General features: G+C 74.9%; 18 protein-coding genes. 5 read left to right on the top strand and 13 right to left on the bottom strand.

Annotated features, from left to right (window positions below; genetic code table 11):
- Position 1: 1 nt before the first annotated feature.
- Entirely contained in the window at positions 2-2,431 is a 2,430-nt protein-coding gene (locus FGE12_RS14260) for an ABC transporter permease (RefSeq protein ID WP_153867008.1), read from the bottom strand.
- A 297-nt stretch (positions 2,432-2,728) separates the two neighbouring features.
- Positions 2,729-5,794 (bottom strand): helicase-related protein, encoded by a 3,066-nt coding sequence (locus tag FGE12_RS14255; protein WP_153867007.1) that lies wholly within the window; start codon positions 5,792-5,794, stop codon positions 2,729-2,731.
- A gap of 292 nt (positions 5,795-6,086) precedes the next feature.
- Here FGE12_RS14255 and FGE12_RS14250 point away from each other — a divergent pair, with 292 nt between their 5' ends.
- Positions 6,087-6,509, top strand: coding sequence for a hypothetical protein (locus FGE12_RS14250; RefSeq protein ID WP_153867006.1), 423 nt, complete (start codon positions 6,087-6,089; stop codon positions 6,507-6,509).
- Between the two features lie 4 nt (positions 6,510-6,513).
- Here FGE12_RS14250 and FGE12_RS14245 read toward each other — a convergent pair whose 3' ends face one another.
- Positions 6,514-7,776, bottom strand: a complete 1,263-nt coding sequence (locus FGE12_RS14245; RefSeq protein ID WP_194797871.1) for a CotH kinase family protein — start codon at positions 7,774-7,776, stop codon at positions 6,514-6,516.
- A gap of 170 nt (positions 7,777-7,946) precedes the next feature.
- Here FGE12_RS14245 and FGE12_RS14235 point away from each other — a divergent pair, with 170 nt between their 5' ends.
- Positions 7,947-9,167, top strand: a complete 1,221-nt coding sequence (locus FGE12_RS14235) for a low temperature requirement protein A (protein WP_153867003.1) — start codon at positions 7,947-7,949, stop codon at positions 9,165-9,167.
- A gap of 7 nt (positions 9,168-9,174) precedes the next feature.
- Here the strand turns inward: FGE12_RS14235 and FGE12_RS14230 are convergent, their stop codons facing one another.
- Entirely contained in the window at positions 9,175-10,605 is a 1,431-nt protein-coding gene (locus tag FGE12_RS14230; protein ID WP_153867002.1) for a hypothetical protein, read from the bottom strand.
- Positions 10,606-10,825: 220 nt separating this feature from the next.
- Here FGE12_RS14230 and FGE12_RS14225 point away from each other — a divergent pair, with 220 nt between their 5' ends.
- Complete coding sequence (locus FGE12_RS14225) at positions 10,826-12,697, top strand: ATP-binding protein (RefSeq protein WP_153867001.1); 1,872 nt, start codon at positions 10,826-10,828, stop codon at positions 12,695-12,697.
- 97 nt (positions 12,698-12,794) lie between these two features.
- On the opposite strand, the gene FGE12_RS14220 is transcribed toward FGE12_RS14225, so the two are convergent.
- The gene (locus FGE12_RS14220) at positions 12,795-13,448 is read right to left on the bottom strand and encodes a response regulator transcription factor (protein ID WP_370458980.1); all 654 of its coding nucleotides are present in this window, start codon (positions 13,446-13,448) and stop codon (positions 12,795-12,797) included.
- Positions 13,449-13,688: 240 nt separating this feature from the next.
- Here FGE12_RS14220 and FGE12_RS14215 point away from each other — a divergent pair, with 240 nt between their 5' ends.
- Entirely contained in the window at positions 13,689-14,378 is a 690-nt protein-coding gene (locus FGE12_RS14215) for an SDR family oxidoreductase (RefSeq protein ID WP_153866999.1), read from the top strand.
- Here the strand turns inward: FGE12_RS14215 and FGE12_RS14210 are convergent.
- The 3 genes from FGE12_RS14210 to FGE12_RS14200 all read right to left on the bottom strand — a co-directional run bounded on the left by FGE12_RS14210 (position 14,359) and on the right by FGE12_RS14200 (position 21,933).
- On the bottom strand, positions 14,359-18,546 hold the full coding sequence (locus FGE12_RS14210; protein ID WP_153866998.1) for a GAF domain-containing protein: 4,188 nt from the start codon (positions 18,544-18,546) through the stop codon (positions 14,359-14,361). The genes FGE12_RS14215 and FGE12_RS14210 overlap by 20 nt on opposite strands.
- Positions 18,547-18,687: 141 nt before the next feature.
- Positions 18,688-20,040, bottom strand: a complete 1,353-nt coding sequence (locus FGE12_RS14205; protein ID WP_153866997.1) for an AarF/ABC1/UbiB kinase family protein — start codon at positions 20,038-20,040, stop codon at positions 18,688-18,690.
- An 81-nt stretch (positions 20,041-20,121) separates the two neighbouring features.
- Positions 20,122-21,933, bottom strand: a complete 1,812-nt coding sequence (locus FGE12_RS14200) for a protein kinase (protein WP_370458979.1) — start codon at positions 21,931-21,933, stop codon at positions 20,122-20,124.
- A 444-nt stretch (positions 21,934-22,377) separates the two neighbouring features.
- Between FGE12_RS14200 and FGE12_RS14195 the strand changes: the two genes are divergently transcribed.
- Complete coding sequence (locus FGE12_RS14195; RefSeq protein WP_153866996.1) at positions 22,378-22,752, top strand: PilZ domain-containing protein; 375 nt, start codon at positions 22,378-22,380, stop codon at positions 22,750-22,752.
- A 6-nt stretch (positions 22,753-22,758) separates the two neighbouring features.
- Here the strand turns inward: FGE12_RS14195 and FGE12_RS14190 are convergent, their stop codons facing one another.
- From FGE12_RS14190 to FGE12_RS14170, 5 genes are all read right to left on the bottom strand, one after another.
- On the bottom strand, positions 22,759-23,034 hold the full coding sequence (locus tag FGE12_RS14190; RefSeq protein WP_153866995.1) for a DUF5985 family protein: 276 nt from the start codon (positions 23,032-23,034) through the stop codon (positions 22,759-22,761).
- 2 nt (positions 23,035-23,036) lie between these two features.
- Positions 23,037-23,294 (bottom strand): DUF5985 family protein, encoded by a 258-nt coding sequence (locus FGE12_RS14185; RefSeq protein ID WP_153866994.1) that lies wholly within the window; start codon positions 23,292-23,294, stop codon positions 23,037-23,039.
- 6 nt (positions 23,295-23,300) lie between these two features.
- Positions 23,301-23,687 carry a hypothetical protein gene (locus tag FGE12_RS14180; RefSeq protein ID WP_194797870.1) on the bottom strand — a complete coding sequence of 129 codons (387 nt, stop codon included), beginning with the start codon at positions 23,685-23,687 and terminating at the stop codon, positions 23,301-23,303.
- Between the two features lie 31 nt (positions 23,688-23,718).
- The gene (locus FGE12_RS30330) at positions 23,719-25,005 is read right to left on the bottom strand and encodes a response regulator (RefSeq protein WP_153866992.1); all 1,287 of its coding nucleotides are present in this window, start codon (positions 25,003-25,005) and stop codon (positions 23,719-23,721) included.
- A 164-nt stretch (positions 25,006-25,169) separates the two neighbouring features.
- Complete coding sequence (locus FGE12_RS14170; protein WP_153866991.1) at positions 25,170-26,000, bottom strand: hypothetical protein; 831 nt, start codon at positions 25,998-26,000, stop codon at positions 25,170-25,172.
- Between the last annotated feature and the right edge of the window lie 15 nt (positions 26,001-26,015).

Genomic DNA, 26,015 nt, shown 5'->3' with positions numbered 1-26,015 from the left:
GCTACTCCTGGCGCAGGGCGAGCGCCGGATCGATGCGGGTGGCGCGCGAGGCGGGCAGGTAGCTCGCCGCCAGCGCCACGGTCCCGAGCAGGAGCGCAACGCCCACGTAGGTGAGCGGGTCTCCGCCGCCCACGCCGTACAGCATGCTGTCCAGCAGGCGGCTCGCGAGGTAGGCGAGCCCCACGCCCAGCGCGAGCCCCGCGCCGGTGACGCGCAGGTACTGGCCGAGCACCATGCCCACCACCTGGCGCGCGTCCGCGCCCAGCGCCATGCGGATGCCCAGCTCGCGGGTGCGCAAGGAGACCGCGTGGGTCACCACGCCGTAGATGCCGATGCTCGCGAGCAGCAGCGCGAGCCCCGCGAACACGCCCACCAGCAGCATGAAGAAGCGCGGCTGCGACACCGCCGCCCCCATCAGCGCATCCAGGGTGCGCACGTTGGCCACCGGGAGGTTCTTGTCCAGGCTGCGCACCTCGGCGCGCACCGCGGAGGCGAGCGCCAGCGGGTCACCGTCCGTGTGCACCACCAGGCTCATGTCGTTGGCCCAGGCCTCGGCGTAGGGCACGTAGGTCTCGGGCTTCGGCTCCCGGGTGGGCGTGACGAAGCGCGTGTTGCCCACGATGCCCACGACCACGCCGCCCAGCAGCCCCTTGCCCCAGTCCGCCGACAGCTTCACCGTGCGCCCGAGCGGGTCCTCGCCGGGCCAGTACTTCTTCGCGGCCTCCTCGTTGATGAGCACCGCGCGGTTGCCCTCGGTGGTGCCGTCCTGGTCCGTGAGCAGGCGGCCACGCAGCAGTGGCACGCGCAGCGTCTCCACGAAGCCCTGGCTCACGAGGCGCACCTCGGTGATGTCCCCCTTGCCGGGCTCGGGCTCGGGACGGGACAGGTCCTGGATGATGTTGGCCATGTTGCGGCGGCTGAGCGGCAGGTGCACGCTGGTGCCCGCGCTCTTCACACCGGGCAGCGCGCGCACGCGGCTGAGCAGCTGGTCGTAGAACTGCGCCACCGCCGGGGAGGCCTCGGGGTACTGCGTGGTCGGCAGCGAGAGGTCCACCGCGAGCACGTGGTCCGTGCGGTAGCCCAGCTCCACCTGCTGCAGGCGCACGAAGCTCTTCATCAGGAGCCCCGCAGCCACCAGCAGCACCACCGCGAGCGCCGTCTCCGCCACGATGAGGGCGTTGCGCGCGCGCTGGCGCGGCCCACCGGTGCTGCCGCCCTTGCCCACCTCGCCGAGGCTGCGGCTGAGCTCCACGCGGCTCGCCTGCAGCGCGGGGATGAGGCCGAAGAGGCCGCTGGTGAGCAGCGCGAGCACGCCGGTGAAGGCGAGCACCCTGGAGTCGATGCTCACGTCCTGCAGACGCGGGAGTTCCTCCGGCCCCAGTGCGACCAGTGCATCCAGACCCCAGGTGGCGAGGAGGAGCCCCAGCGCGGCGCCCAGCAGCGCGAGCACGGTGCTCTCCACCAGCAGCTGGCGCACGATGCGGCCGCGGCTCGCGCCCAGGGCGAGCCGTACGGAGATCTCCCCCTCGCGACTCGCGGCGCGCGCGAGCAGGAGGTTGGAGAGGTTCGCGCAGGCGATGAGCAGCACGGCCGCCACGGCCGCGAGCAGCACCAGCAGCGCGGGCTGCACGTCGCCCAGCACCTCCTCGCGCAGTGAGACGAGGCGAGCCCCCACGCCGGTGTTGTTCTTCGGGTACTGCTGCTCGAGCCCCTTGGCGATGCGCTTCACCTCCTGGTCGGCCGCCTGCAGGCTCACGCCCGGCTTGAGCCGCCCGTACACGCTGAGGAAGTGCGCGCCGCGGTTCTCCGGGTCCACCATGCTCTTCTCCCAGGTCACCGGGCGCCACAGCTGCGCGTTGAGCGGGAAGTCGAAGCCAGGCGGCATCACGCCCACCACGGTGTGCGGCTCGCCGCCCACCAGGATGCTGCGCCCGATGATGCCCGCATCACCTCCGAAGCGGCGCTTCCACACCGCGTTGCCCAGCACCACCACCTTGCTCTTGCCCGGCAGGTCCTCGTCCGGCGCGAACCCGCGGCCCAGTGCAGGCTGGGCCCCGAGCACCGAGAAGAAGGACGCTGTCGCCTCGGCGCCCTGCAGCCGCTCCGGCTCGCCGCCCACGCCGGTGAGGCTCAGGTCCGAGGAGTCCACCGCCATCATGTCCGTGAAGGAGGTGGCCTGCGCGCGGATGTCGCGGAAGTTCAGCGCCGAGGAGGGGAACTTGTCGGTGCGGCGGTCCGTATCGTACAGGCGCACCAGCTGATCCGGCTGCCGCATCGGCAGCGGGTCCAGCAGCACGGTGTTGATCACGCTGAAGATGGCGCTGTTCGCGCCCATGCCGAGCGCCAGCGTGAGGATCGCGATGAACGCGAAGCCCGGGCTCTTGCGCAGCTTGCGGAGGGCGAGCTTGAAGTCCTGTTCGAGGGTGTCCATGTCGGTGTGCTCGGTGTGCGCGCGGCGTGCTCGGCGAGGAGGGCGACCGGGAAGGCTCGCCAACCTCGGGGGCTCGGGGGCGCCCCTGCACTCCCGCTGAGCAAGGAGGGTGCCATGCGCGCACGGGAGCGGGAGGGTGCCGTGACCTCGCGGCCTTGCGGGGGCACGGCGGGGCGGGTGCCCCGGGGCTTTTGCGAAAGTGGGACGGCGGGTTTGCGCTTCCGGTACGCGGGGGCGCAGGGGTCACCGGACACCCTCACCCCGACCCTCTCCCAGGGGGAGAGGGAGGACGCGGCGTCAGCGCTCGAGGACGAAGCCGCAGGCGCTGTCGAGCGTCACCTTCGCGCTCGCGAGCGCGGTGAGGAGCGCGGCGTAGTGCGCGCGCTCGGCCTCGCGCTGGGCCTCGACCTCCGCGGCCGGCAGGCCCTGGTGGGACAGTGCCAGCTGCATGCGCGCGAGCGCCGCGTCGCGCTCGGCCTCGATCGCCGTGCGCGCGCGGCCCTGCAGCGCCGCGAGCTCGCCCTCCGCCGCGCGCTGCGCCACCGGCAGGGCCACGTCCACGAAGGCGCCGAAGCCCGGGAAGGCCCCGTGCACCTCGTCGCCCTTGAGCGCACGGCCCTCCGCCTCCAGCGTGCGCAGCAGCTTCGCGTCCGCCTTGGGTCCGCCGGCTCCGTCCACCACGGCCACCGGGATGAGCGTGCGCTCGAGGAAGCGCGCGAGCTGGCGGCTCGGCACGCGTGCGCCGGGGCTCAGGTCCTCGGGCTCGGGCAGCTGCAGGTGGAAGAGCAGCTCGAGCCCGCGCGCGCTCGCGGCACCCCGCTTCGCCGGCAGCACGCGCAGGCCGCTGCGGCCGTAGGGCCCATCGCGCAGAAAGCCGAACAGCGCCTCCACCAGTGGGTGCCCGGTGGCGAAGTACTCGAGCTCCTCGGCCTCCACCGCGGTGTCGCGCCAGAAGGTGCCCAGCACCGTGCGGTCCTCCGTCACGTCCACGCCGGGCAGCGCCTCCACCGTGAGCGCGTGGCCGAACTGGAAGGCGCACTGGAAGGCATCCACCTGCTCGTCCGTGTCCACGCCCAGGCCCACGCGCCGCGCGAGCTCCGTCACCGCCTCCTCCAGCCGCTCGTCGAGGTCACGCGCCACGCTCCACAGCCCGTCCTCGAGCGCCTGCTCCTCTTCGTCATCGGCCTCGATGCCCATGCGCCCCTGGGCGCGCGCGACGAGCCGCTCCACCGCCGCGCGGTCGAAGGAGCGCAGGTCGAGCAACGGGTCGTACGCGCGCCGCACGCTCGCGCGCGCCGCCTCCACGCGTGCCTCGAGTTCCCGGGCGTAGGCCTCGCGCGCCTCGCGCGGCAGCAGCGCGAGCTCCGCGAGCCGGCTCTCCACGTCCTCGAGCACCGCGTCCAGGCCGCCCACCGTCTCGCCGAACACGCCCACCGCGTCCGCGAGCAGCGCGAGCACGTCCGAGGCGAGGGTGCCCGCGGGGTCGAAGACGTGGATCTCCACCGGGTGGTTCTGCCCGATGCGGTCCAGGCGCCCGATGCGCTGCTCCACCGTGGAGGGGCTCCAGGGCAGGTCGTAGTGGACCAGGTGGTGGGCGAACTGGAAGTTGCGCCCCTCGCCGCCCACCTCGGTGCAGAGCATCACGAGCGGCCCCTCGGGGTCGCGGAAGCGCGCCACCGCGCGGTCGCGCTCGAGCAGGGGCAGGTCTCCGTGGTAGCCCAGCGCCTCGATGCGCTCGCGCGAGAGCTCCGTGCGCAAGGCCTCCAGCGTGTCGCGGCTCTCGGTGAAGACGAGCACCTTGGCGCCCCGCTCCTGCGCCCACACGCCGCGCAGCACCTGCAGGAAGGCGCGGAACTTCGCGTCGCGCGCCGGAAGACGCAACTCGGTTGCATGAGGCTGCAGCGCCCGGCTGCCCTTCACCGCCTCGGCGAAGGCGGCGGGGCTGCTCTCGAGCCGGCGCAGCGTGGAGGCGAGCGGCGCGCCGCGCAGCGAGCTCTCGGAGAGCAGCTGCAGCGCGCGGTCGCGCACCTGCAGCTCCTCGGGCGTCGGGCTCACCGGGTGGCGGTGCAGCCTGCGGGTGGAGAAGCCGCCCACCACGGCGCGGCGGTTGCGCACGAGGCGGTCACTGAGGCTGTAGGTCTCCGCGAGGTGCTCGAGCAGCTGCGCCCGCTCGGCGTCTCCCCTCCCGCTCGCGAGCGCCTGGAGGCGCGCGTCCTGGGGAAAGCGCCGGGCGAGCGCGCCCACGGCGGAGGCGTTCGCCTGGCCCTCGAGCAGCGCGCGCACCGCGGCGCTCAGCTCCTCCTGGCGCGCGAGCCGCTCCTCGAAGCCCTTCACGCTGGGGGCGCTCGAAGGGTCGATGAGGGTGAGCAGGCCGTGGTACTCGGCCGGGTCCAGCTGCATGGGCGTGGCCGTGAGCAAGAGCAGCCCCCAGCTGTTCTTCGCCAGCGCCTGGGCGGCGGCGAAGGCCTTCTCGCCTTTGAGGTGGTGTGCCTCGTCGATGATGACCAGGTCCCAGAAGGCGCTCTCGCTGCCCGCCTGCTCGCGGTGCTCGTCGCCGCGGCTGAGCAGCTCCAGGCTCGTCACCACGAGGGGAAAGCGCGCCCAGGGCGAGACGCCGGGCGCCTCGTCGAGGCTCTGCTGGTAGCGCTCGGAGTCCAGCAGGGTGAAGAGCTGGTTGAACTTGTGGAACAGCTCCGCGAGCCACTGCACGGTGAGGTGGCTGGGGGCCACCACCAGCACGCGGCGCGCGAGCCCCGAGAGGCGCAGGGCGCTGAACACCATGCCCGCCTCGATGGTCTTGCCCAGGCCCACCTCGTCCGCGAGCACGAAGCGCGGCCGCCGCGCGCTGAGCACGCGCTGCACCACGCCCACCTGGTGCGGCTTCACCATCACGCGGGAGGCGAGCAGCGCGCCCAGCGCGTCGCAGCGGCGCTCGTCGTCCAGCACCAGGGCCTGCTTGCGCAGGGAGAAGGCGCGCGCGTCCCCCACGCGGCCCTCGCACAGCGTGGAGAGCAGGTCCGAGCGCGGAGCGAGCGCCCGCAGCTCGCTCTCCGGCAGCTCGTCCTCCTCGCCCGTCTTCGCGTCGCGCACCACGTAGCGCCGCAGCCCGCGCGCACCCGGCTCCTCGCCCACCACCGTGAGCAGCTGCCCCTTCGCGGTGCGCGCTGCGTCCCCCGGCAGGAAGCGGTGCGGCACCAGCGCGCCGCCCTTCGTGGAGACGAGCACCGGCTCCTCGCCGCGCGTGGGGAAGAGCACCTGCGCCCGGGCGCCCTCCTCCTGCAGCGAGACCAGGTGCCCCACGCCCCATTCGGGCTGGGGGAGGTAGCGGACCTTGAGGCCTTCGACGAGCGCTGCGACGGACATGGGCGGTCCATACCCGCCCGGGCCCGAGGTGGCCACCGCCGCGCGCGCGGGGTCTCCAGGCTGAGCGGGGAGTCCGGGCAGGTAGGAGCAGGTGGGTTTGAAAGCGACTCACGGATTCCCGTAAGTCTGGGCAATCCGGCGTCCGCGAGCAGACACCGGACCGGAGGGCACTGGTTCCAGTGTGACAGGAAAGTGGCTGGCGGCAGCGCGGGCGGGAGGATGTGCACATCCTCCAGGGCACGAGGAAGGGGCCGCCATGCTGACCAGCGATACACGCGGGAGTGAGCACGGGATGTGGAAGCTGCTGAAGCACAGCCTCGGGCTGCCCTGGCTCGGGGGCGCCTCCGCGGCGCGGCGCCCCAGCCAGGCGGAGCGCGCGGCGGCGTGGCAGCAGGCGGTGCACCGCGCCTATCCGCGGCTGCACGCCCCGTCGATGTGCCGTCCCGCCGGGCCCTACGCGGCCTTCGTCGGCCGGGCCCCGGTGCGCGTGGCGCTGCGCGGGCTGATGGTGCTCACGGACGAAGCGCCCCAGGTGGGCTCGCTGCTCGAGCTCGAGGTGTTCGCGGACCCGGACGGCAACACCATCACGCTGGTGGTGAAGGTGGAGGCGGTGCACGAGAACCCGCCGGACGCCCCGGCGCGCTACGACGTGGCCATGGCCGTCTGCGACATGGACGCGGCTGCTCTTCCGCGCCTGCGCGAGTTACTCCAGTAGCGCTTCAGGGGTTTCGCTCCAGCCAGCCGCGCAGCCACGCCTCGCGCAGGCGAACGGCCTCCTTCAGCCGCACCACGTCCTCGTCCTTGTAGCGCGCGTGCGGGTCCGTGCGGGCGGCGTCCGCGATCTGCGCCCACCACGCGTCCACGCGCGCGTTGAGCCGGGCGGCCTCGAAGGCCTGGGCGCTGCGGCGCGCCGCGGCGAGGTAGCGCGCGTTCCACGCGGGGTCCGCGAGTACCAGGTCCGCGGGCGGCTGCAGCGTCTCCGGGCGGAAGAAGTTGTCGTCCGCGCCCGAGGGGAAGAGCGAGATGGAGCGGTCCAGGTCCGTGGGGATGAAGAGGAAGCCGCGGGTGGGGTGGTGGTAGAGGTAGTAGTTCCAGCCGAACATCCAGAAGTTGTCGCGCGCCGGCAGCGTGGCCTCCGCGGCCCACTCCTGCACGGCCTCGTCCAGGTCCGCGAGCGTCGAGAGCTGCGCGAGCGTGCGCGCGCTCCAGAAGCGCTGCACGTCGCTCGTGTCGCCGGTGTCCTCGTTGGTGCGCAGCTTGTTGCCGCTCTTCCAGAGGTTGCCGTCGTCCGCGTCCTTGCCGAACTGGCGCTTGAGGAAGTCCTGGTTCACGTGCTCGATGTTGCCGAAGAGCCCGTAGTACTGGCCGTTCACCACGAGGCGCGCGTGGTTCGAGCACGCGGCGGGCAGCCCCAGGTCGCGCATGAAGGACAGCGCGAGCCGCTCCTCGAGGTGGTGGCAGCCGCCGTGGTCGAGGTTGAGGCGGCGCAGGCCGTGGAAGCGCCCCTGGTCGTTCACGTGGTTGAAGGCAATGGCGAACTGCATCTTGTTGCCGCAGGAGGAGTGGTTGCCGCGCAGGCGCAGCGTCGCGTCCGGGTACACCTCGTCCCCGTAGCGGAAGGTGACGGGGAACTCCGTCTCGCGGCTCGGGTCCTCCTGGAACTCCTGCTGCAGCGCGGCCCAGTTCGCCGGCGTGAGCTCCACGCTGAAGGTGGGCAGCAGGTCCTCCGCGTAGAGCGCGTTGCAGGCGTGCGGGTCGGGCGGCGGAGGGGGAGGCTGCGGCGGCGGAGGGACCTGCTCGGGGACGACGGGGCCGGGCCCGGGCGGTACCGGAGGCGCTGGCGGCGGCGCGGGCGCGGGCGCCTCGGGCGCCACGGTCACGGGGGCCTCCGGGTTGCAGCCCCCGAGCCCACCGAGCCCGCCGAGCCCACCGAGCCCCAGCGCTGCGGCGAGCGCCCACCTCCGGCTTCTCCTGGCTCCCATGCCCCTGCCCTCCCCGTGCCGTGACGGGCGAACGTGGAGCCTGCTCGTCCGGGAACCAAGCACCCCATCGGGACGGGGCTGCCGTTCGCTGACGGTCGCACCAGGCGAGCAGCCAGACGTGGGACCCCGCGTGGCTTGCCGACGGGAGGGCCACGCCCCCACCTGAAGAGATGGGAAGCCGCAAGCCGCAGGGCGACGCGCAGGAGGACGGCGGCGAGAACGGCGAGGACGCGCAGGACGGCGAGAGCGGGCCGGAGCGCAACACCGCGCTCGAGTCCTTCTTCGACCTCGCCTTCGTCTTCGTCTTCACCCAGGTGACGCGCGTCCTCACGGACCACCCCACCTGGCTCGGGCTCGCGCAGGCCACGGCGCTGATGCTCGCGCTGTGGTGGAGCTGGTGCACGTACTCGTGGCTGACGAGCGGGCTCGCGGCGCACGAGGTCATCTTCGCGCGCCTGATGGTGCTCGGGGCGATGGTGCCCCTGATGCTGGGGGCCATGGCCATCCCCACGGCCTTCGGGCAGGGCGGGCTGCTCTTCGGGCTCTCGTACTTCGCGGTGCGGGTGCTGCACCTGTCGCTCTACGCGCTGGCCACGCGCGGCGAGCGGGAGAAGCAGCGCGCGGTGTGGCGGCTCGCGCCGGGCTTCCTCGGGGGCTCGCTGCTGCTGGTGGCGGCAGGGCTGGTGCACGGCGTGCCCAAGGCGCTGCTGTGGGCGGCGGCGCTGGGGGTGGACTACGCGACGCCGCTCGCGCGCGACACGAGCGGGCTCACCATCCACGCGAAGCACTTCGCCGAGCGCTACGCGCTGGTGATCATCCTCGCGCTGGGCGAGTCCATCGCGGGCATCGGCATCGACGCACCGGACCTGCGCTGGCGCACGCTGCTGGGCGCGGCGCTCACGGTGGTGGTGGCCGCCGCCCTGTGGTGGACCTACTTCGACTACACGCACCACGGCGCCACGCAGCTGCTGCAGCGGGCGCAGGGCCGCGAGCGCTCGCGGCTCGCGCGCGACGCGTTCACCTACCTGCACCTGCCGCTGGTGGCGGGCATCCTCCTGGTGGCGGACGGGCTGGACCACGTCATCGTCCACCCGGAGGCCTCGCTGGACACGGTGCCCGCGCTCGCGCTGAGCGGCGGCGCGGCGCTGTACCTGCTGGGGCTCACGGGCTTTCGCCTGCGCAACGTGGGCGAGTGGAGCGTGCCGCGGCTCGTGGCAGGCCTCGGCGCGCTCGCGCTCTACCCGCTGATGCACGCCGCCTCGGGCCTGGTGTCCGTGGCGGCGCTGGCGGCGCTGCTGGTGGGGCTCGCGGCGGTGGAGGCGCTGTTCCCCAACCGCCACCGCCGCAAGGTTCGCGAGGCCGCCCCGGACGGGCTGGGGGCCTCGCCGTGAGGGGCGCTCAGGGCCCGCGCAGCACGGTGAGGCCGGCGTCGGTGAGCACGTAGAGCATCGAGGGCGTGAGCGTAGGGTCGTAGACGAGCTGCAGCACCTTCCCGCCCGCCACCCCGTCCACCTTCTGCGGGGTGAGGCTTCCCGCCTCCAGGCGCCACAGGCCTGCGCCGTCGGTGCCCACGTAGAGGGCGCCGTCGTCCGTGCCGGCCAGGGCGCTCACGTTGGAGGTGGGAAGCGCGGTGACCTGGGTGTAGACGCCGCCGGAGCGCACGGGGCGCTCGAGTCGCCACAGTCCGTAACGCCGGCTCCCCACCCAGTAGTTTCCATCTGTCGTCTGGGTGATGGCGCGCCAGTCGTCGGGACTGTCGAGGTTCAGCCCGTTGAGCTTGGGGTTGTAGCCGCGGAACAGCCACGGGCTCGCGCCCTCGTAGCCGGTCTCGCGGTCCCAGTCCTTGAGGGGCGCGGAGGGGCGGATGGCGCCCACCATCCAGGGGTTGGCGATGAGCACGTCCCCCTGCTGGCCGATGCCCACCGCGTAGTCGCCGTCCGTGATGAGCGAGCCGCTCCACTGGTCGTGCGGGACGCCCGGCGGCCAGTAGTACCAGCCCGGGTGGCGGTGGCTGTTGTAGACGAGCCCCTGGATGCGGGTCACCCCGTGGTTGGACCCGATGTACAGGTCCCCCTTGAGCGGCCCGCGCATCACGCGGGCGCAGGAGAGGATCGTGCGGTCCTCGTCGAAGTGGTAGTCGTTGGTGTTGTGGATGCCCAGCGGCGTCTTGCCGCCGGAGGTGCCCACGCTGCGGAAGAGGTGCTCCTCGAGGCTCACCCGCCCGTCCTCGCCCACCTGCACCGCGTCCAGGTCTCCCTTCTGGTACTCGGCCCAGCGCGCCTCGCTGAAGCACTCCTCACCGGGCGAGGGCATCCACGCGTGGGGGTGTCCGCACACGCCGTTGATGCCCGCGGCGCGGTAGCCCACGTAGGCCTTGCCGGCGCCGCCGCCGCAGATGACGGTGGAGCCCACCGCGAGCGCGTCCACGCTGAAGCCGCGCGAGGCCTGGCCCACGCCGCGCGTCCAGGTGGGGCGCGTGTCGCCGGGGCGCAGCACGCCGATCTCGTCGCCGCGCAGCAGCCACACGTTGTAGGCCTCGTCCACGCCCACGCTCTGCACGTTCGCGCCCAGCGCGTACGCGCGCGTGTAGTCCTTCAGCCCGTCGGTGGGCCAGGGGCCGGGGTTGCCCGCGTCCGGCGTCTCCTGCACCACCGTGCCCGCGTCCGGCTCGGCCTGCGTGCCCGCGTCCGGCGCCGCGTCCTGCGGTCCGGGCGTTGGCGCCTCCACGGGCGGCGGAGCCACCGGCGCGTTGCGCTCGCCGTTCCCGCCACACGCCCACGCCGCGCACGCCACGGCCACCCCCACCGCCCAGCTCCACCGTCCTGCCATGTGCCGTTCCCCCGTTGCCCGCCGAACAGCCGGCGCGGCCGTACGGCGGGGCGTTCGCAAGCTGCATGCCACGGGGAGGACGCCTGCGCGGGCGCCCCCGCCCCCCCTGCCCCGCAGGACAGGTCCCGCGGGCCTCGCGCTTGCGCGAACATGCTGCGGCCCGCGGGTGTACGGCGTGCGTGCCGAGCTCAGCCGCAAGCCGTCGTGGGGGGGGTGGTCCATGCAGCGTTCCTGGAGCTCTGCACGCCGGTTGGGCGTGGGGCTGACGGCCTGTGTCCTGGCCGGAGTCGTCATCCTCGTGGTGACCCTGCTCGCGCTGCGCGCGGCGCTGTGGCAGGGGCCGGAGCTCGCGCGCCTCAGCCTCGAGCTCATCGTGGGCCTGGCCGCGGTGGGGCTCGCGGGGGCCACGGCGCTGGGGCTGCTGCTGCGGCGCGCCTTCCGCCAGCTGTACCGCGACCTGCAGGAGAGCGAGCAGCGCTTCCGGCTCTTCGTGGACGGGGTCCGCGACTACGCGCTGTGCGTGCTGGATGCGCAGGGCTGCGTGACGGAGTGGAACGCGGGCGCCGAGCGCATCAGCGGCTGGAGCCCGCGCGAGGTGACGGGCCGCCCGCGCGAGCTGTTCCACACCCAGGCGGCCGTGGCGGACGGGCTGCCGCAGGCGCAGCTGCTGCGCGCCGCGCGCCTCGGGCGCCTGCACGCGGAGGAGTGGCGGGTGCGCCGCGACGGCACGCGCTACTGGGCCGAGACGCTGCTCACCGCGCTGCGCGACGCGCGCGGCAACCTGCAGGGCTTCGCCGAGCTCACGCGCGACATCACCGAGCGGCGCCGCGTGGAGCGCGCCCAGCACCTCTTCGCGGAGGCCGGCCGCGTGCTGCACCCCGCCCTCAGCGTGGCGCAGCTGCACCGCGCGCTCACGGAGCTGTGCGTGCCGGAGCTCGCGGACGCGTGCGTGCTGCACGTGCCGGGCGAGGACGGGCGGGCGCGGGCGGTGGCCTTCCGCCACGCGCAGCCGGGGCTGCACGCGCAGCTCGAGTCGCTGGTGCGCAGGCTCCCCTGCGAGCCCGGGGTGAGCCCGGGCGCGCAGGCGGTGCTGGACACCGGCTGCCCCGAGCTGCTCTCGCCGCTGGACCCGGAGGACCTGCCCGCCCCCCTGCGCGCGACGCCGCTGGGGGAGCTCCTGCAGGGGCTGCAGGTGCGCGCGCTGATGACGGTGCCGCTCGCGGTGGGCGAGCGCGTGCTGGGCGCGCTCTCGCTGTACTCGAGCGACCCGCACCGCAGCTACAGCGAGCTGGACCTGCACTTCACCGAGGAGCTGGGCGCGCGCGCCGCGCTCGCGCTGGAGAACGCGCGGCTGCTGGGCCAGGCGCAGGCGGCGCTCGAGCTCATCGGCGTGGCGGCGCACGACCTGGGCAACCCCCTGCTCGCGCTGCAGCTCAAGCTGCGCCGCCTGCGCATGGGGCCCGGCGCGGAGGCCCCCGTGCGCGAGGGGCTCGCGGGCGCCGAGCGCCAGGCGCGCACGCTGGGGCAGATGATGTGGAACCTGCTGGACCTCTCGCGCCTCTCGGCGAACCGGCTCTCGCTCGAGCCCGAGCCCCTGGAGCTGGGCGCGCTCGTGCGCGAGGTGGCCGACCGCTTCCAGGACCAGGCACAGGAGGCCGGCTGCGCCCTGAGCGTGCGCGTGGAGGGCGAGGTGCACGGGGTGTGGGACCGGATGCGGCTGGACCGGGTGGTGACGAACCTGCTCTCCAACGCGCTGAAGTTCGGCCGCGGGGCCCCCGTGCAGGTGGGCTTGAGCGTGGACGGGGCGCTCGCGCGCCTGAGCGTGCAGGACGGCGGCTGCGGCATCCCGCCCGAGGCGCAGGAGCGCATCTTCCACCGCTTCGAGCGCGTGACGGGCGAGCGCGCCCAGGCAGGCTTCGGCCTGGGGCTCTACATCGTTCGCGAGCTGGTGGAGGCGCACGGCGGCAGCATCCGCGTGGCGAGCGAGCCGGGTCGCGGCGCCCGCTTCACGGTAGAGCTGCCCGGCGTGGTGACGCAGGGCCTGCGGCCGACAGAGCCGCGCGGCGGGGCGGCGCTGCACGCGCTGGGCTGAGCGACGGGGACGCAGCTGCGCCCCCTTCCCTCACCCTGACCCTCTCCCAGAGGGAGAGGGGACGGCTTCGCTCACCTGCTCCCTCTTCGCAGAGGGCTCAGACGCTGAGCGGGCGCGAGACGCCGAGGCGGCAGGCCAGCATCGCCATCTGGGTGCGGTTCTCCGCGCCCAGCTTGCGGTAGATGCTGGTGATGTGCGCCTTCACCGTGCGCTCGGTGATGTCCAGGTAGGCGGCGATCTTCAGGTTGTCCGCCCCGGCCGCCACGTAGCCGAGCACCTCGCGCTCGCGCGGGGTGAGGCTCGCCAGCGCGTCCGGGATCTGCGGCTCGTTCGTCGCGTGGCCCGGGGAGGGGAAGGCCTCCGGAGGCATCAGGCGCTCGCCGTTCGCCACGGCCTGCACCGCGGCGAGCACGTCGTCGCAGCTCGCCGTGAGCTTGCAGAGGAAGCCGCTCGCCCCGGCGCGGAAGGCGCGCTCCATGGTGTCCGTGTCCCGGCTGCCGCTGAGCACCAGCGAGCGCACCTGGGGGTGGAAGTCGTGGATCTGCTGCACCACGGTGAGCCCGTCCTCGGCGACCGGGCTGTCCTGGCGCTCGAGCCACAGGTCCACCACCGCCACGTGCGGCGGGTCCCGGCTCACGCGCGCGAGGAAGTTCTTCGAGTCGCCGCAGCGCGCGAGGACCTCCAGCCCCGAACCCTCCAGGAATGCCACCAGACTCTCGCGGAAGACCGTCTGGTCCTCCAGGATTGCCACTCGGATTCGTGTATCCATTGGTACCTCTCCTCCCCCATGAGGACCCTGCGGCGCGGCGCTGCGGTACGGCACTCCGGTACAACCCCGCGTGCCACAGCATAGCCTCGGGCCGTGGCAACTGCTTCGCGGGGAGGTTGCGCGGAGGTCGGGAATATCCACCCGGTGCCCGAGCACTCCCATTGTACCCCCAGTGGGGTGAGACTGATCTCAGGCGTACAGCGCTGTCGTGGAGAGGACCCCATGCCCGTCCCCCGTCCAATCCCCTCCCCGCGCCGGCTCGCGGTCGCGGGCAGTACGGGGGCGGTGGGCCGCACGCTCGTGCGGCTGGCCCCCCAGGTGCAGCCCGGGCTCGCGCTCGTGCCGCTCGTGCGGCGGCGCTCGGCGGCGAGCGCCCCGCCGGGCGCGGCGCTGGTGGACTTCCAGGGCCCGGACGCGGTGGAGGAGCTGGCGCGGGCGCTGCGCGGCGCCACCACGCTGCTGCAGCTGGTGGGCACCATGCGCCGGCGCTTCGCGAGCGGGGACACCTACGAGACGAGCGACGTGGGCACCACCCGCACGCTCCTGCAGGCGGCCGTCCGGGCGGGGAGCGTGGACCACGTGGTGCTGCTCAGCGCCACCGGCGCGGGGCGCCCCGTGGGCGCCTACCTCAAGGCCAAGGCCCAGGCCGAGGCGCTGGTGCGCGCGAGCGGCCTGCCCTTCACCCTGGTGCGCCCCAGCGCCTTCGAGGGCGAGGGGCACCGCCCACCGCCCGGCAGCCACCTGCTCGCGCACCTGCCGGGCCTGCGCGCGCTGCGCCCCATCCCGGTGGAGGCGCTCGCGCGGGCGCTGCTGCACGTGGGCGCCACCCGCACGGGCCTCGGCGCGGTGCTCGAGGGCGAGGCGCTGTGGGCGATGGTCCGGGAGAGCGGCGCTAGCCCTCCGGCAGGGTGAAGAAGAAGCTGGTCCCCTGCCCCGCCTCGCTCGCGACCCAGATGGCGCCGCCGTGCGCCTCCACCACCGCGCGCGCGATGTAGAGGCCGAGGCCTGCGCCCGGGTGGCCGCGGTCCTTGCCGCGCCAGAAGCGGCCGAACACCTGGGGCAGCTCCTCGGCGGAGAGGCCGGGCCCCTCGTCCGCGACGCAGAAGAGGAACTCGCCCTCGCGCGCCTCGCCCCGGATGGTGACGGCGCCGCCGCGCGGGCTGAAGCGCAGCGCGTTGCCCACCAGGTTGTTGAACACCTGCAGCACGCGCTCGCGGTCGCAGAACACCGGGGCCTCGGGCACGGGCAGCGCGCTCACCAGGCGCACGCCGCGCTCGGCGGCGAGCGGGCTGTGCGCCTCGAAGGTGCCCTCCACGAGCGAGCGCGCCGGGTGGCGCTGGGGGCGCAGGGGGAGCCGGCCCGCCTCGAGGCGCCCGAGGTCCAGCAGGTCTCCCACCAGCCGCCGCATCCCGGCCACCGACTGCTGGATCCACCGCACGCGCTCGCGCGCCGCCGCGCCCGCCTCCCCCGCCGGCAGCTCCTGCTGCAGCACCTGGGCGGTGGTGGTGATGGCGAGCAGGGGCGTCGCGAGGTCGTGGCTCACGAAGGCCATCATGTCCTCGCGCGCCTGCAGCGCCCCTTGCGTCTTGCGGTACAGGCGCGCGTTCTCGATGGCGAGCGCGGCGCGCCGCGCGAGCTCCTCGGCGAGCGCGAGGTCCTTCTCGTCGTAGCGGCGCTCGGGGCGCGCGGAGACGAAGGTGAGCGCGCCGAAGGTGCCACCGGGGGTGCGCAGGGGCGCGGAGATGAGCGAGTGCATGCCCACCTCGCGCAGGGCCGCCACCAGCTCGGGGTCCTGCTGCGAGCGCTCGATCGCGGAGGGGTCCAGCTGCGCCACCAGCTGCCCCTGCCCGGTGCGCAGCACGCGGGTGACGGCCCAGTCGGTGTCCGGGTGCACGCGGTGGCGCACCCGCTCGAGCAGCTGCGCCTTGGTGGGGTCCGCGTGCGCCACCAGCACCTCCTCGCCGAAGGGCGGCTCGCGGCGCACGAGCGTCACGGCGCACCAGTCGGCGAGCTCGGGCACGGCGAGCAGCATCGCGCGCTGCAGGGTCTGCTCGTAGTCCAGGGAGCTGGCGAGCACACGGCTCGCCTCGCTGAGCAGGCGCTGGCCGGCGGCCGCGCGCCGCTGCTCCGTCACGTCGAAGAAGGCGGTGACGGCGGCCACCACCCGTCCGCTCGCGTCGCGCACGGGCCCGGCGCTCTGGCGCATCACCCCGCGCGTGCCGTCGCCGCGCAGGAACTCCGTCTCCTCGCCCAGCACCGTCTCGCCGCGGCGCACCGCGCGCGCGAGCGGCCACTCCTCGGCGGGCAAGGGGCTTCCGTCCGCGCGGAAGCCCTGCACGCGCCCGTAGCCGTCCACCGAGTCCACGGGGCTGTTGGGGGTGCGGACGATCTCCTCCACCCGCCGGTTCACCAGCATGCTCTTGCCGCTGGGCGCCTCGGCGATGACCACGCCGGCGGGCATCTGCTGCAGCACCGCCTCCAGGAGGAAGCGCTCCGTGCGCAGCTGCGAGAGCAGGTGCGCGCGCGCCTGCTCCGCCACCTTGCGCGCGCTGATGTCCAGCACCGTCATCCCGATGCCCATCAGCCAGCCGCCCGGGGTGCGCACCGGGTAGTAGCTCGCGAGCCCGTGCAGCCTCCCCTCGCGAGGCTCGCGGCCGTGGCCGCCACCGCCGGGGCCCTCGCGCAGGTCGAGCGGTGCGGCCGGCGCCGGCAGCTCCAGCTCCTGGTCGAAGAGCGGCTCGCCCGAGTCGCGCACCTGGCGCAGGCGCGCCTCCAGCGCGGCGTGCATGGCGGGGGGCAGCGCGGTGGGCAGGAAGTCGCGCGCGGCCCGCCCCAGGTGCGCCGCCACGCTGCGCCCGTTCATGCGCGCGAGCGCGTCGTTGATGCGCACGCAGCGCAGCTCCAGGTCGAAGAGCGCGTGGCCGAAGGGCGCGGTGTGCAGCAGCGTGTCCAGCAGCGCGAGGCTCTCCTCCTTGCGCCGCAGCGCCCCTTCCGCCTCGCGCGCGAGCCGCGCGTTGTCCGCGGCCTGCCCGATGCGGCGCGCGAGCTCCTCGGCGAGCGCGAGCATGGCGATGTCCGAGTGCCCGGGGCGCCCCGGGCGCTCGGACTGGACGAGCAGGAACACCGCGCCCAGCTGCAGCCCGCGCGACGCGATGGGCACCCCCACCCCCACCACGCCCTCGAGCCCCGCGGCGCGCAGGAGCTGCAGCTGCTGCTCGTCCTCTGCCGCGGCCTGCAGCTGCGCGTCCGTCACCGGCGCGAGCCGCGGGGTGCGCTCGGGGCCCAGCAGGCGCAGCAGCGGCGAGGGCGCGGCGCGCCGGTGCGGGCTGCGGCGGGCGAGCGCGTGCAGGGCCGCCTCGCAGCCCGGGTCCACGTGCGCGGCGGCGCGCCACGCGGGGTCCGCCGCCTCCGCCTCCCCCACCTCCACGAGCAGGTCCACCACCACGCCGTCCACCAGCTCGGGCACCGCGAGCCGCACCACGGCGTCCAGCGTCTCCTCGGGCTCGGGCGCGCTCGCGAGCAGCTTGCTCGCCTCGGCGAGGAAGGCGGCGCGCGCGCTGGTGGCCTCGGCCTCCGCGCGGGCGCGGTGCTCGGCCTCGTAGAGGCGCGCGCGCTCGAGCGCCTGGCTCAGGTGCTGCGCCAGCGCGAGGAGGAAGGCGCGGTCCTCCGGCCCGAAGTACTGCGCGGTGGGAAAGCCCAGCGAGAGCGCGCCCACGGTGCGCCCGCCCGCGCCCGTGAGCGGGATGGCGGCGAGCGCGCGCGAGCCGGTGTGCGGCAGCGTGAGGGCGCTGAAGGCGGGGTACTCCTGGGCGTAGGCCTCCGGGGTGCCCAGCCACTGCGGCTCGCCCGTGCGCACCACCTGGGTGAGGGGCGTGCGGGTGCTCAGGGGGATGCGCTGGAAGCGCTCGCGCACGGCGGCCGGGATGTCCTGCGAGGAGAGCAGCTCGAGCGCCTCGCCGTGCAGGTCCAGCAGCGCCACCGCGCCGGTCTGTGCGCCGAGCGCCTCGCGCGCCTGGCCCATCACCACCTCCACCACCTCCACGCGCGTGAGCGCGGTGCCCAGCGCGGCGATGACCCGCTGCAGGCGCTGGGTGCGCTCGGTGGCCGCGTGCGCCTGGGCGTAGAGCCGCGCGTTGTCCACCGCGAGCGCGGCGCGCCGGCCGAGGTCCGCGGCGAGCGCCAGCGTCTGGGCGCCGGGAAGCCTTCGTCCGCCGGGGCTGCTGAGCAGGGTGAGCGTGCCCAGGGTGCGGCCGCGCGCGAGCAGGGGCACCACCGTGCAGCAGCCCACGTCCAGCACGCCCACCAGCCCCAGGGGCCCCGCGCGCCCGGGCACGGGATGCAGGGGCTCGAGCAGCAGCGGCTCGCCGCGCTCCAGCACCTGCGCGCGCGCGCTGCCCGGCTCGGGGCGCAAGGGGGTGGCGCGCACGGCGGCCGCGAGCGATGCGAGCGCGGGGTCCGCGTGGGCCACCGCGCGCTGGGCCGGGGCCTCGGGGCGCTCGGCGAGGTCCACCACGCACCAGTCGGCGAGGAAGGGCACCGCCACCTGCGCGCACGCCGAGAGCGTCTGCGCCTCGTCCAGGGACTGGGCGAGCGCCACGCTCGCCTCGGCGAGGAAGTGCTCGCTCGCGGCCGCGAGCTCGCGCTCCGCCTCGCCCTCCTCGCCTGCGGCCGGCTGCAGCAGCAGGAGCGCGCCCTCGAGCTCCCCGCGCTCGCCGCGCAGCGGCACCGTGCTCGCGCGCACCTCGCGCCTCGCCGTGCCCGCTCCCCCGGCCGCGGGGATGCTGAAGCGCTCGGCGCCCACGGCGCTCTCGCCCGCGAGCACGCGCGCGGCGAAGGAGGCGGGGCGGGCCTGGCCCTGCAGGGGCCGCAGCCCGAAGCGCTCGGGCAGCTCCGCGAGCGGGCCGCGCAGCTGCCCGGCGCTGGTCCCGAAGAGGCGCGCGGCGGCGTCGTTCGCCCAGAGGATGAGGCCCGCGGCATCCGAGACGAGCACCGCCTCGGGCAACAGGGCGAGCACGCCCTCCAGGCGCTGCAACACACCCTGCACCGGCGTGGCGGCCTCGCCGCCGAGCTTCCGCTTCATGGGCGTCCCCCCCGGGACCGTGGCCCGAACCGCGGCCGCAGAGGGTCTTACCCCAGACGCGGGGCGCTTGTCAGAGGGGGCGTGCGCAAGAGGTGCGCAGCAGGACGGTCACTGCAGTGTCACAGGAGGTCTGCACCGTGCTCACAACAGGTCTGCGACCTCCTGGAACACGCGGCGGAAGTCGCCCGCGGCCTCGATCAGGCGCAGGTTCTGCCCGAGGCCCCCGGTGGCGCGCAGGAAGAGCACGGCCTCGGGGGGCGGGCGCACCTTGAGCGCCTTGGCGGCGTTCTTCGTGAAGTGGCGGCGCAGGTCGGCGTTGATCTCGCAGCGCGCGTAGTCGTACGCGTCCGTGCGCCAGGGGCGCCCGGCGATGTCCAGGATCTCGAGCAGGAAGGCGGCCGCCTCCGCCTCGGGCAGCTCCACGGTGAAGCCCACCGCCCGGCAGAGCGAGAGGGCGTCGCGCGCCTCGAAGCGCAGGGCCTGCAGGAACAGCGTGCGGTTGGCCTGCACGAACGCCGGGCTGAAGCGCTTGATGCTGCCGAAGTCCAGCACGCCGAGCCGGCCGTCAGGCAGCACCAGGAAGTTGCCCGGGTGCGGGTCCGCGTGGATCAGCCCCTCGAGGAAGAAGGGGCCGTAGATGGCGCGCACCAGCTGCCGGCTCACGCGGAAGCGCTCCACGGCGGGCGGCCGCGTGGGCACCCAGTCCTTGAGCGTGGGGCCGGGCAGGAGCTCCAGGGTGAGCACGCGCTCGGCGCTGCGCGCGTCCACCACCCCGGGCACCACCAGGTCGGGCAGCCGCTCGACGGAGGCCGCGAAGGCGCGCGCGAGCTCCGCCTCGCGCCGGTAGTCCAGCTCCAGGAGCAGCTCCTGGCACACCTCGCGGTAGTAGGCGCTGCCGTCCAGCCCCTTGCCGGCGAGCGACACCGTCTTCACCACCAGCCCCAGGTTGTCCAGGTCCCCCTGCAGGCTCTGGCGCACGCCCGGGTACTGCACCTTCACCGCCACCTCGCGCCCGTCCTCGAGCCGCGCGCGGTGCACCTGGCCGAGGCTCGCCGCGGCGAAGGGCGCGCGCTCGAAGTGCGCGAAGAGCCGCTCGGGCGGGGCGCCCAGCTCCTCCTCCACCACGCGCGCCACCTGGGCGTACGCCATGGCGGGCGCCTGGTTCTGCAGCCGCGCGAGCACCTGCCGCACCTCGGGGCCGAGCAGGTCCGGGTCCATGGCGGCCATCTGCCCCAGCTTCATCGCCGCGCCCTTCAGGTCCCCCAGCGTGGCCACCAGCTTCTCGGCGGTGCCGCGGCTGAGCAGCTCCGCCTCGCCGCCCGTGAGCCGGCGCGCGCCGCCGCGCAGCGCATCCACCCCCAGCTGCGCGCCCAGCCCCGCGAGCCGGCGGAAGCGGTCGAAGCGCCCGGAGGGCGGGAGGGAGCCCTCGCCGTCGTCAGCGGGAGAGGAGGAGGCGCTGCGGTCGGAGTCTCTGTCGGGGGGAGCGGAGGCCATGGGGTGCGGAGGGGGATCATGCAGCGGATGCACGGGGAGAGGCCACGTTGCGCACGCCTGCCCGGTCTCCCCCCGCCCGGCTCATGCAGCAGGCGGGGCGCTCGTGCGCAGGCGCAGGGCGCGCCAGAGGCGCAGCAGCTCGAGGTGCAGCGGGTCGTGGCGCAGGGCCTCCTCGCAGCTGAGCAGCGCGGCGGCGCGCTGGCCGGCGGCCTCCAGCGAGCGTGCGGCCGCGAGCGCGCGCTCGCTGGGCTCGGCCGCCCGGCGGGCCTCGGAGAGGTGGCGGCGGCGCGCCTGCTCCAGCTGGCTCACGGTGAGCCCCTCGGCGAGGCAGCGCGCCACGCCCTCGAGGTTGCCCAGGCCCGCGTCGTAGTCCACGCGGCGCTCGGGGTGCCCCAGCACGTGCAGCGCCCGGCTCACGCGCTCGAGCGTCCCCTCCACCTGGGTGCGCTGCGCGGCGGAGAGGGGGCCGGAGAGCAGCGGCTCCAGCGTGCGGCGGCAGGCGCGCGCCGCGTCGCGCAGCGCCTCCTGGCCCGCGTTGGGGGGCACGCCGAGCACCGCGTAGTGCGAGCCCTGCAGCCGGCGGCGGAAGTCGCGCAGGCAGCGCTCGGCCTCGGCGCTCTCGCGCGGCGCGGGCCCGGGGGCCATGGGCGGCGCCAGGCGCTCTCCGGAGAGCAGCCGCGCGAGGGCCTCGAGCAGCGCGGGCGTCGCATCGCGCAGCTCCACGCCGTAGCCGGCGGCCATGCCCCAGGTGCGCGCCTGCTCCGCCGTCACGTGGCGCACCACCTGCCCCGTGCAGGGCAGCTCGCCGCCCGGCAGCTGCAGCAGCAGCGCCACCTGGGAGAAGAGCGGCGGCGGCGCGCGCTCGGTGCGCAGCAGCAGCCCGCTGCGCCCCACCCGCTCGCAGGCGAGCCGCTCGTCCTGCGCGCCGCTGCTCGCCGTCAGCACCCGGGCGAAGAAGTGCGCGGGCACGCACGCGGCCTCCAGCGCGCGCTTGAGCTCGAGCGCCGAGCCGTAGCGCTCGCCGGGCCTGCGCGCCATCGCCCGCTGCAGCACCCGCGAGAGCGCCTCGGGCACCGCGGGCGCGAGCGCGTGGGCCGGGGGCGGGGTGTGCTGCAGGTGCGCGAGCAGCACCTCGGCGGCGTGGCTGCCGGTGAAGGGCAGCCGCCCGGTGAGCAGCAGGTAGCCCATCACCCCGGCCGCGTAGAGGTCCGTGCGCGCATCCACGGGCTCCTCCGCGCCCTGCTCGGGGGCCATGAACTCGGGGGTGCCCAGCACCAGGCCCCCGAGCGTGCTCGGCTCACCGGGCGCGCGCCCCAGCTGCTTCGCGATGCCGAAGTCCAGCAGCTTCACCCGCGGGGGCGCCCCGCCCTCCGCGGGCAGCACGAGCACGTTGGCGGGCTTGAGGTCGCGGTGGATGATGCCGCAGGCGTGCGCGGCGGCGAGCGCCTCGCACACCTGGCCCAGCAGGGCCACGGCGCGCGCGGGCGGCAGCGGCGCGCCGCGCGCGTGGACATCGAGGCTCTCGCCCTCCAGGTACTCCATGACGAGGTAGGGGCGGCCGTCGCGCAGGTCCAGGTCGAACACCTGCACCACGTTGGGGTGCTGGATGCGGCTCACGGCGCGCGCCTCGCGCAGGAAGCGCTCCACCAGCCCCGCGTCCGAGGCGAGGTGCGCGTGCAGCAGCTTGAGCGCCACGCGCTTGCCGATCAGCGCGTGCTCGGCGAGGTACACGCGGCCCATGCCGCCCTCCCCCAGCACGCGCAGCACGCGGTAGCTGCCGAGCCGCTCTCCCGGAGTGAGCCTTGCGCCGAGCCCCGCGCGCGCGCGGGGAGAGGCGGCCGCGGGGCCCTGCGAGAAGAGCAGCGTGCCGCTCGCCTCGCCGCGGGCGCGCACCAGCGTCGCGCCCCCCGACAGGCTCGGAGACGGACTGCGCGCCGGGCACGGCGCGGCGAGGGGATGGACGGTGGAGCAGGAGCAGGAGCGGGTGGGGAGCACGGGGAGCACGGGGAGCGCACGGGTGCTGCGGGCAAGGTGGAAGACGGGCGTGCTGCGCTGCAGAAGTCCCGGGCCCCCCCACGGCCTTCCCCCCACCGTCCGCCGCCCAGGTGGGGACGGCCCAATGCGAGGCGCGTGCCGCCGCGGCGCGATCGCAGCGGGTGTCCGCAAGTGCGCGAAGGTCTTGCACTTCGCTACGGGTTCCGCTGCGGCTGCAGCGCCCGGGGGCCTGTACGCCGGAAAGAAGGACAGCGTCCTCCCGGCAACTCTTACCGTCGGGGGATGTGAACCTTGCGAGGGCGCTGGCACGGCCCTACCTCGTCGCCGCTGCTCCCCGTTCCCATGACGATCCTCCCCGAGCCCTACCCGCGCAGCCGCCAGCACTACCGGGTGGCGTGCCACCTGCCCGTGCGGGTGCGCAACGCGTGGCGCGCGGTGGAGGGGCGCTGCCGCGACCTGAGCCTGCAGGGGATGCTGCTGATGCCGGGGGCCGAGGGTGGCAATGCGCTGCTGCCGGTGGGCGAGAGCGTGGACCTGCTGCTGGAGCTGCCCGTGGGAGGGCCCGGCCCGGTGCGCGTGTGCGGCGAGGTCCGCTATCACTGCGCGCTGCCGGAGGGGCAGCCCGCGGTGGGCATCCTCTTCACCAACATGGCCGAGGGGCACCTCGCGCGGCTGCGCCGCTTCCTCGAGGCCGCCGAGCAGCTGCGCGGCAGCTGAAGCACGCTACGGCGCGCGCGCCCGGTTCTTGTCCCAGATGGCGTAGAGCAGCACGAGGAACGAGACGAGCCGGCCCACGTAGAGGAAGTAGCTGCGCTCGTCGTCCACGCGCAAGAGCGCGATGGCGGCGCTGTTCGCGCCCATGATGCTGAAGGCGAGCGCGAAGAAGCCGAAGAGCCGGTCGCGGCTGCTGCGCCAGTAGCGCAGGAAGAAGAGCGCCACGGTCCAGTAGCCCATCATCACCGCGCCGTTGAGCAGCAGCTTGAGGCTCTCGTACACCATGGCTAGTCCGCCTCCCAGATGAGGCCGAAGAGCAGCGTGCCCACGCCCAGCAGGGCGAAGACGGTGCGCACCAGGCTGAGGTCCGCGGTGGGGAACACCATCTTGTCCAGCACGAGGAAGAGGTTGTTGAGGAAGAGCGCCACGAAGCACAGCCCGCTCCAGAAGAGGAGCCGGTGGCCGCTGTGCCTGTAGCCGCGCAAGAGCAGCGCCGCGACGGCGGCGGAGGTGAGGGCGCACAGGACGTAGACCGCTTCAGCCATGGCGTGTCAGTCCTTCTTCAACCGGAAGGCGTTGGCGAACGACTTCAGCCGGTCCGCGGGACGGCTGAAGATGAACGAGATGACGCTCACCCGTCGAGTCGAATAGCTCGCCGCGAGCTCGGTCACCGCCTGCGCGTCCTCGGAGGAGGCCGGCGCGAAGCGGTAGGTGGCGGGCGCCCCGCCCTCGCACGCGAGCAGCCCGCGCGCGCACAGGTCCTCCATGCGCCCGGTGGCGCTGGCCTCCATGATGCGCAGCTCCTGCGCGACGCCCGCGGAGGTCCAGGTGCGGCCCGGCTGGGCGCGCAGGAGCAGGAGCACCTCCAGCTTCTCGATCGAGTCGATGTGCGACTCGATGAAGCGCTGGACGCGCGGTGGGAGGGACGCTTCGGACACGCCTTTCCCTTTGCCCGAAGATGCGTGGAGGTCAAACCTTTTCTGCGGGTGCCGCCCCATCCGCCGGCAGACGTGCCCGCAAGGTGACGCCTGGGCCGCCGCCCGCTGCGCCTCCGGCCTCTCCGGCCGCGCCATCGGGCTCGATCTCCAGCCGTCCGCCGAGCCGGCGCAGCAGATGGTGGGCGAGCCACAGCGCGAGCGCGTCCGAGCGGGCGGGGTCCGGCGGCAGCTCCGCGTCGAGCACCGGGCCGGGGTCCTCGGGCGCGCGGCCCGCGTGGCGCACGCACAGCTGCACCTCGCCCCCTTCGGTGTGTGCGAGCTCGAGCGCCACCGCCCCACCCTCGCCGTGGCGCAGCGCGTGGCCGAGCAGCGCGGTGGCCACCTGCTCCAGGCGCCGGCGATCCCAGCGCCCGCGCAGCCCGCCCTCCGGCAGGCGCAGCGCGAGCGGACGGCCGCTGCGCGCGAGCGGCTCGTGGAAGTGCGCGGCCACCTCGCGCGCCAGCGCCGCGAGGTCCATGTCCGCGAGCTCCAGCTCCAGCTCGCGCTGCCCCGCGCCCAGGCGGCTGAGGTCCAGCAGGTTGTCCACCAGCACGTCCAGCCGGCGCGTGGGGTGCTCGAGCGAGCCCAGCGTGGCGAGCAGCTCCTCGCGCGGCACCCGCGCGGGCTCCGGCAGGTCCTGGGCGCGGCCCAGCGCGTGGCCCAGCTCCAGCGTGAGCGCGCCCACGGTGAGCTTCAGCTCCTGGCTCGTGAGCGAGAAGAGCCCCTCGCGCAGCCGCAGCGCGCGCATCTCCTCGCGCAGCACCTGCTCGCGCGCGAGCGCCCGCTCCATCTCCAGCCGGCGCGCGGCCTCGGCGAGCGCGCGCTCGTGCTCGCGCGCCTGCGCCTCGTGCAGCGCCTCCTGCTGGCGGCGCGCGAGCACCGTCTTGTGGTGCAGGTCCACGAACACCGAGACCTTGGAGCGCAGGATGTCCGGGTCCGCGGGCTTGAACAGCACGTCCACCGCGCCCACCGCGTAGGCGCGCATCTCCGGCAGCTCCGAGCGCCCCAGCGCGGTGAGGAAGAGGATGGGGGTCTGCCGGCTGCGCTCGCGGTCGCGGATGAGCCGCGCCGTCTCGAAGCCGTCCAGGTCCGGCAGCATCACGTCCAGGATGATGGCGGCGAAGTCGTGGTGCAGCAGCTGGCGCAGCGCCTCGCGCCCGCTGTGCGCGGGCACCAGGATCTGCTGCAGCGGCGCGAGCGTGGCCTCGAGCGCAGCGAGGCCCTTCGCGTCGTCGTCGACGAGCAGGATGCGTGTCGGCTCGCTCGTGCGCAGCCCCATCCGGTGGTCCCCCCTGCGCCGGCCCCGCCCGCGTGCAGGCGGGGCTCTCCACTTCTTCGCCCGTTGCGGGCCTGGGGCCCAAACGCCGGACCGGGGCAGCTGACGGGTCCCCGACACTGGCCCCGGCCGCGCGTCGCGTGCGGGACGCTCGGAGGCCCGCGCGCCTAGTTCTTCACGCGCGGGGGCGGGGCGAGCACGCGCACGGTCATCTCGCCGTCCTCGGCCACCACCTGGCTCACCGCCTCGCGCTGCTCGGGGCTGAGCCGGGCCACCGCGCGCAGCGTGGCCACCAGCACCAGCACCTCCACGGGCGAGGGCAGCCCGATACCCTGGGGGCCCGTCTTGAGCGGCAGGGGCACGCGCGCCGCGCGCCCCGCGGCCGCGAGCGCCTCGGTGGCGTAGGCGGGCTTGTCGTCCAGGGTGACGGCGATGGCGGGCAGCCTCCGCGCCGCCTCCGCGTGGCCGTGGCCCTGCAGGTCGGTGAGCGTGCGCAGCGCGCCCGGCTGCAGGTAGAGCGCGAGCCCCACGTCCTGCTCCCCCTGCCCGAACACGCTGCCCTCGAAGGTGTGCGAGAGCGGCCCGCTCACCATCACGTCGAAGCCCTGCGCGTCGTCCCAGCGCTGCCAGGGGCGCGCCTCCCAGAACTCCGCCGTGGCCTGCAGGAGCAGCAGCGCCTTGTCCGAGCCGAGGCTCGCGAGCCCCCGCTGGCCCCAGGCCATGAAGGTGGCGATGGCGGCGCGCTGCGCGAGCGCGGCGAGCGGCGGGGGCGCGGGGTGCACGCCGAAGGGGGCGGCCACCTCGCGCAGCGCGGGCTCGCAGCGCACCTCCGCGGGGTCCAGCCCCTGCAGGAGCTCGCCGAGTCCCGCGCGCGCTCCCTCCTCGCCCTCGGGCGCGAACACCGGCGGCGCGAAGTCCCCCGAGTCCGCGATGCGCAGGTAGACGTGGACGTGGCCTTCGGAGAGCGGGACGGGGCCCAGGCGCAGCAGGTGGTACATGGGGCAGCCTTACAG

The sequence above is a fragment of the Aggregicoccus sp. 17bor-14 genome, from assembly GCF_009659535.1.
Lineage (GTDB): Bacteria > Myxococcota > Myxococcia > Myxococcales > Myxococcaceae > Aggregicoccus.
The sequence above is the reverse complement of the archived record's forward strand: the minus strand, read 5'-3'. Positions and strand labels throughout refer to the sequence as shown.

Bases quoted from the DNA above. Each gene is read 5' to 3' on its own strand.
- FGE12_RS14260 (WP_153867008.1), bottom strand. From the start codon at position 2,431: ATGGACACCCTCGAACAGGACTTCAAGCTCGCCCTCCGCAAGCTGCGC.
- FGE12_RS14255 (WP_153867007.1), bottom strand. From the start codon at position 5,794: ATGTCCGTCGCAGCGCTCGTCGAAGGCCTCAAGGTCCGCTACCTCCCC.
- FGE12_RS14250 (WP_153867006.1), top strand. From the start codon at position 6,087: ATGTGGAAGCTGCTGAAGCACAGCCTCGGGCTGCCCTGGCTCGGGGGC.
- FGE12_RS14245 (WP_194797871.1), bottom strand. From the start codon at position 7,776: ATGGGAGCCAGGAGAAGCCGGAGGTGGGCGCTCGCCGCAGCGCTGGGG.
- FGE12_RS14235 (WP_153867003.1), top strand. From the start codon at position 7,947: ATGGGAAGCCGCAAGCCGCAGGGCGACGCGCAGGAGGACGGCGGCGAG.
- FGE12_RS14230 (WP_153867002.1), bottom strand. From the start codon at position 10,605: ATGGCAGGACGGTGGAGCTGGGCGGTGGGGGTGGCCGTGGCGTGCGCG.
- FGE12_RS14225 (WP_153867001.1), top strand. From the start codon at position 10,826: ATGCAGCGTTCCTGGAGCTCTGCACGCCGGTTGGGCGTGGGGCTGACG.
- FGE12_RS14215 (WP_153866999.1), top strand. From the start codon at position 13,689: ATGCCCGTCCCCCGTCCAATCCCCTCCCCGCGCCGGCTCGCGGTCGCG.
- FGE12_RS14210 (WP_153866998.1), bottom strand. From the start codon at position 18,546: ATGAAGCGGAAGCTCGGCGGCGAGGCCGCCACGCCGGTGCAGGGTGTG.
- FGE12_RS14205 (WP_153866997.1), bottom strand. From the start codon at position 20,040: ATGGCCTCCGCTCCCCCCGACAGAGACTCCGACCGCAGCGCCTCCTCC.
- FGE12_RS14195 (WP_153866996.1), top strand. From the start codon at position 22,378: ATGACGATCCTCCCCGAGCCCTACCCGCGCAGCCGCCAGCACTACCGG.
- FGE12_RS14190 (WP_153866995.1), bottom strand. From the start codon at position 23,034: ATGGTGTACGAGAGCCTCAAGCTGCTGCTCAACGGCGCGGTGATGATG.
- FGE12_RS14185 (WP_153866994.1), bottom strand. From the start codon at position 23,294: ATGGCTGAAGCGGTCTACGTCCTGTGCGCCCTCACCTCCGCCGCCGTC.
- FGE12_RS30330 (WP_153866992.1), bottom strand. From the start codon at position 25,005: ATGGGGCTGCGCACGAGCGAGCCGACACGCATCCTGCTCGTCGACGAC.
- FGE12_RS14170 (WP_153866991.1), bottom strand. From the start codon at position 26,000: ATGTACCACCTGCTGCGCCTGGGCCCCGTCCCGCTCTCCGAAGGCCAC.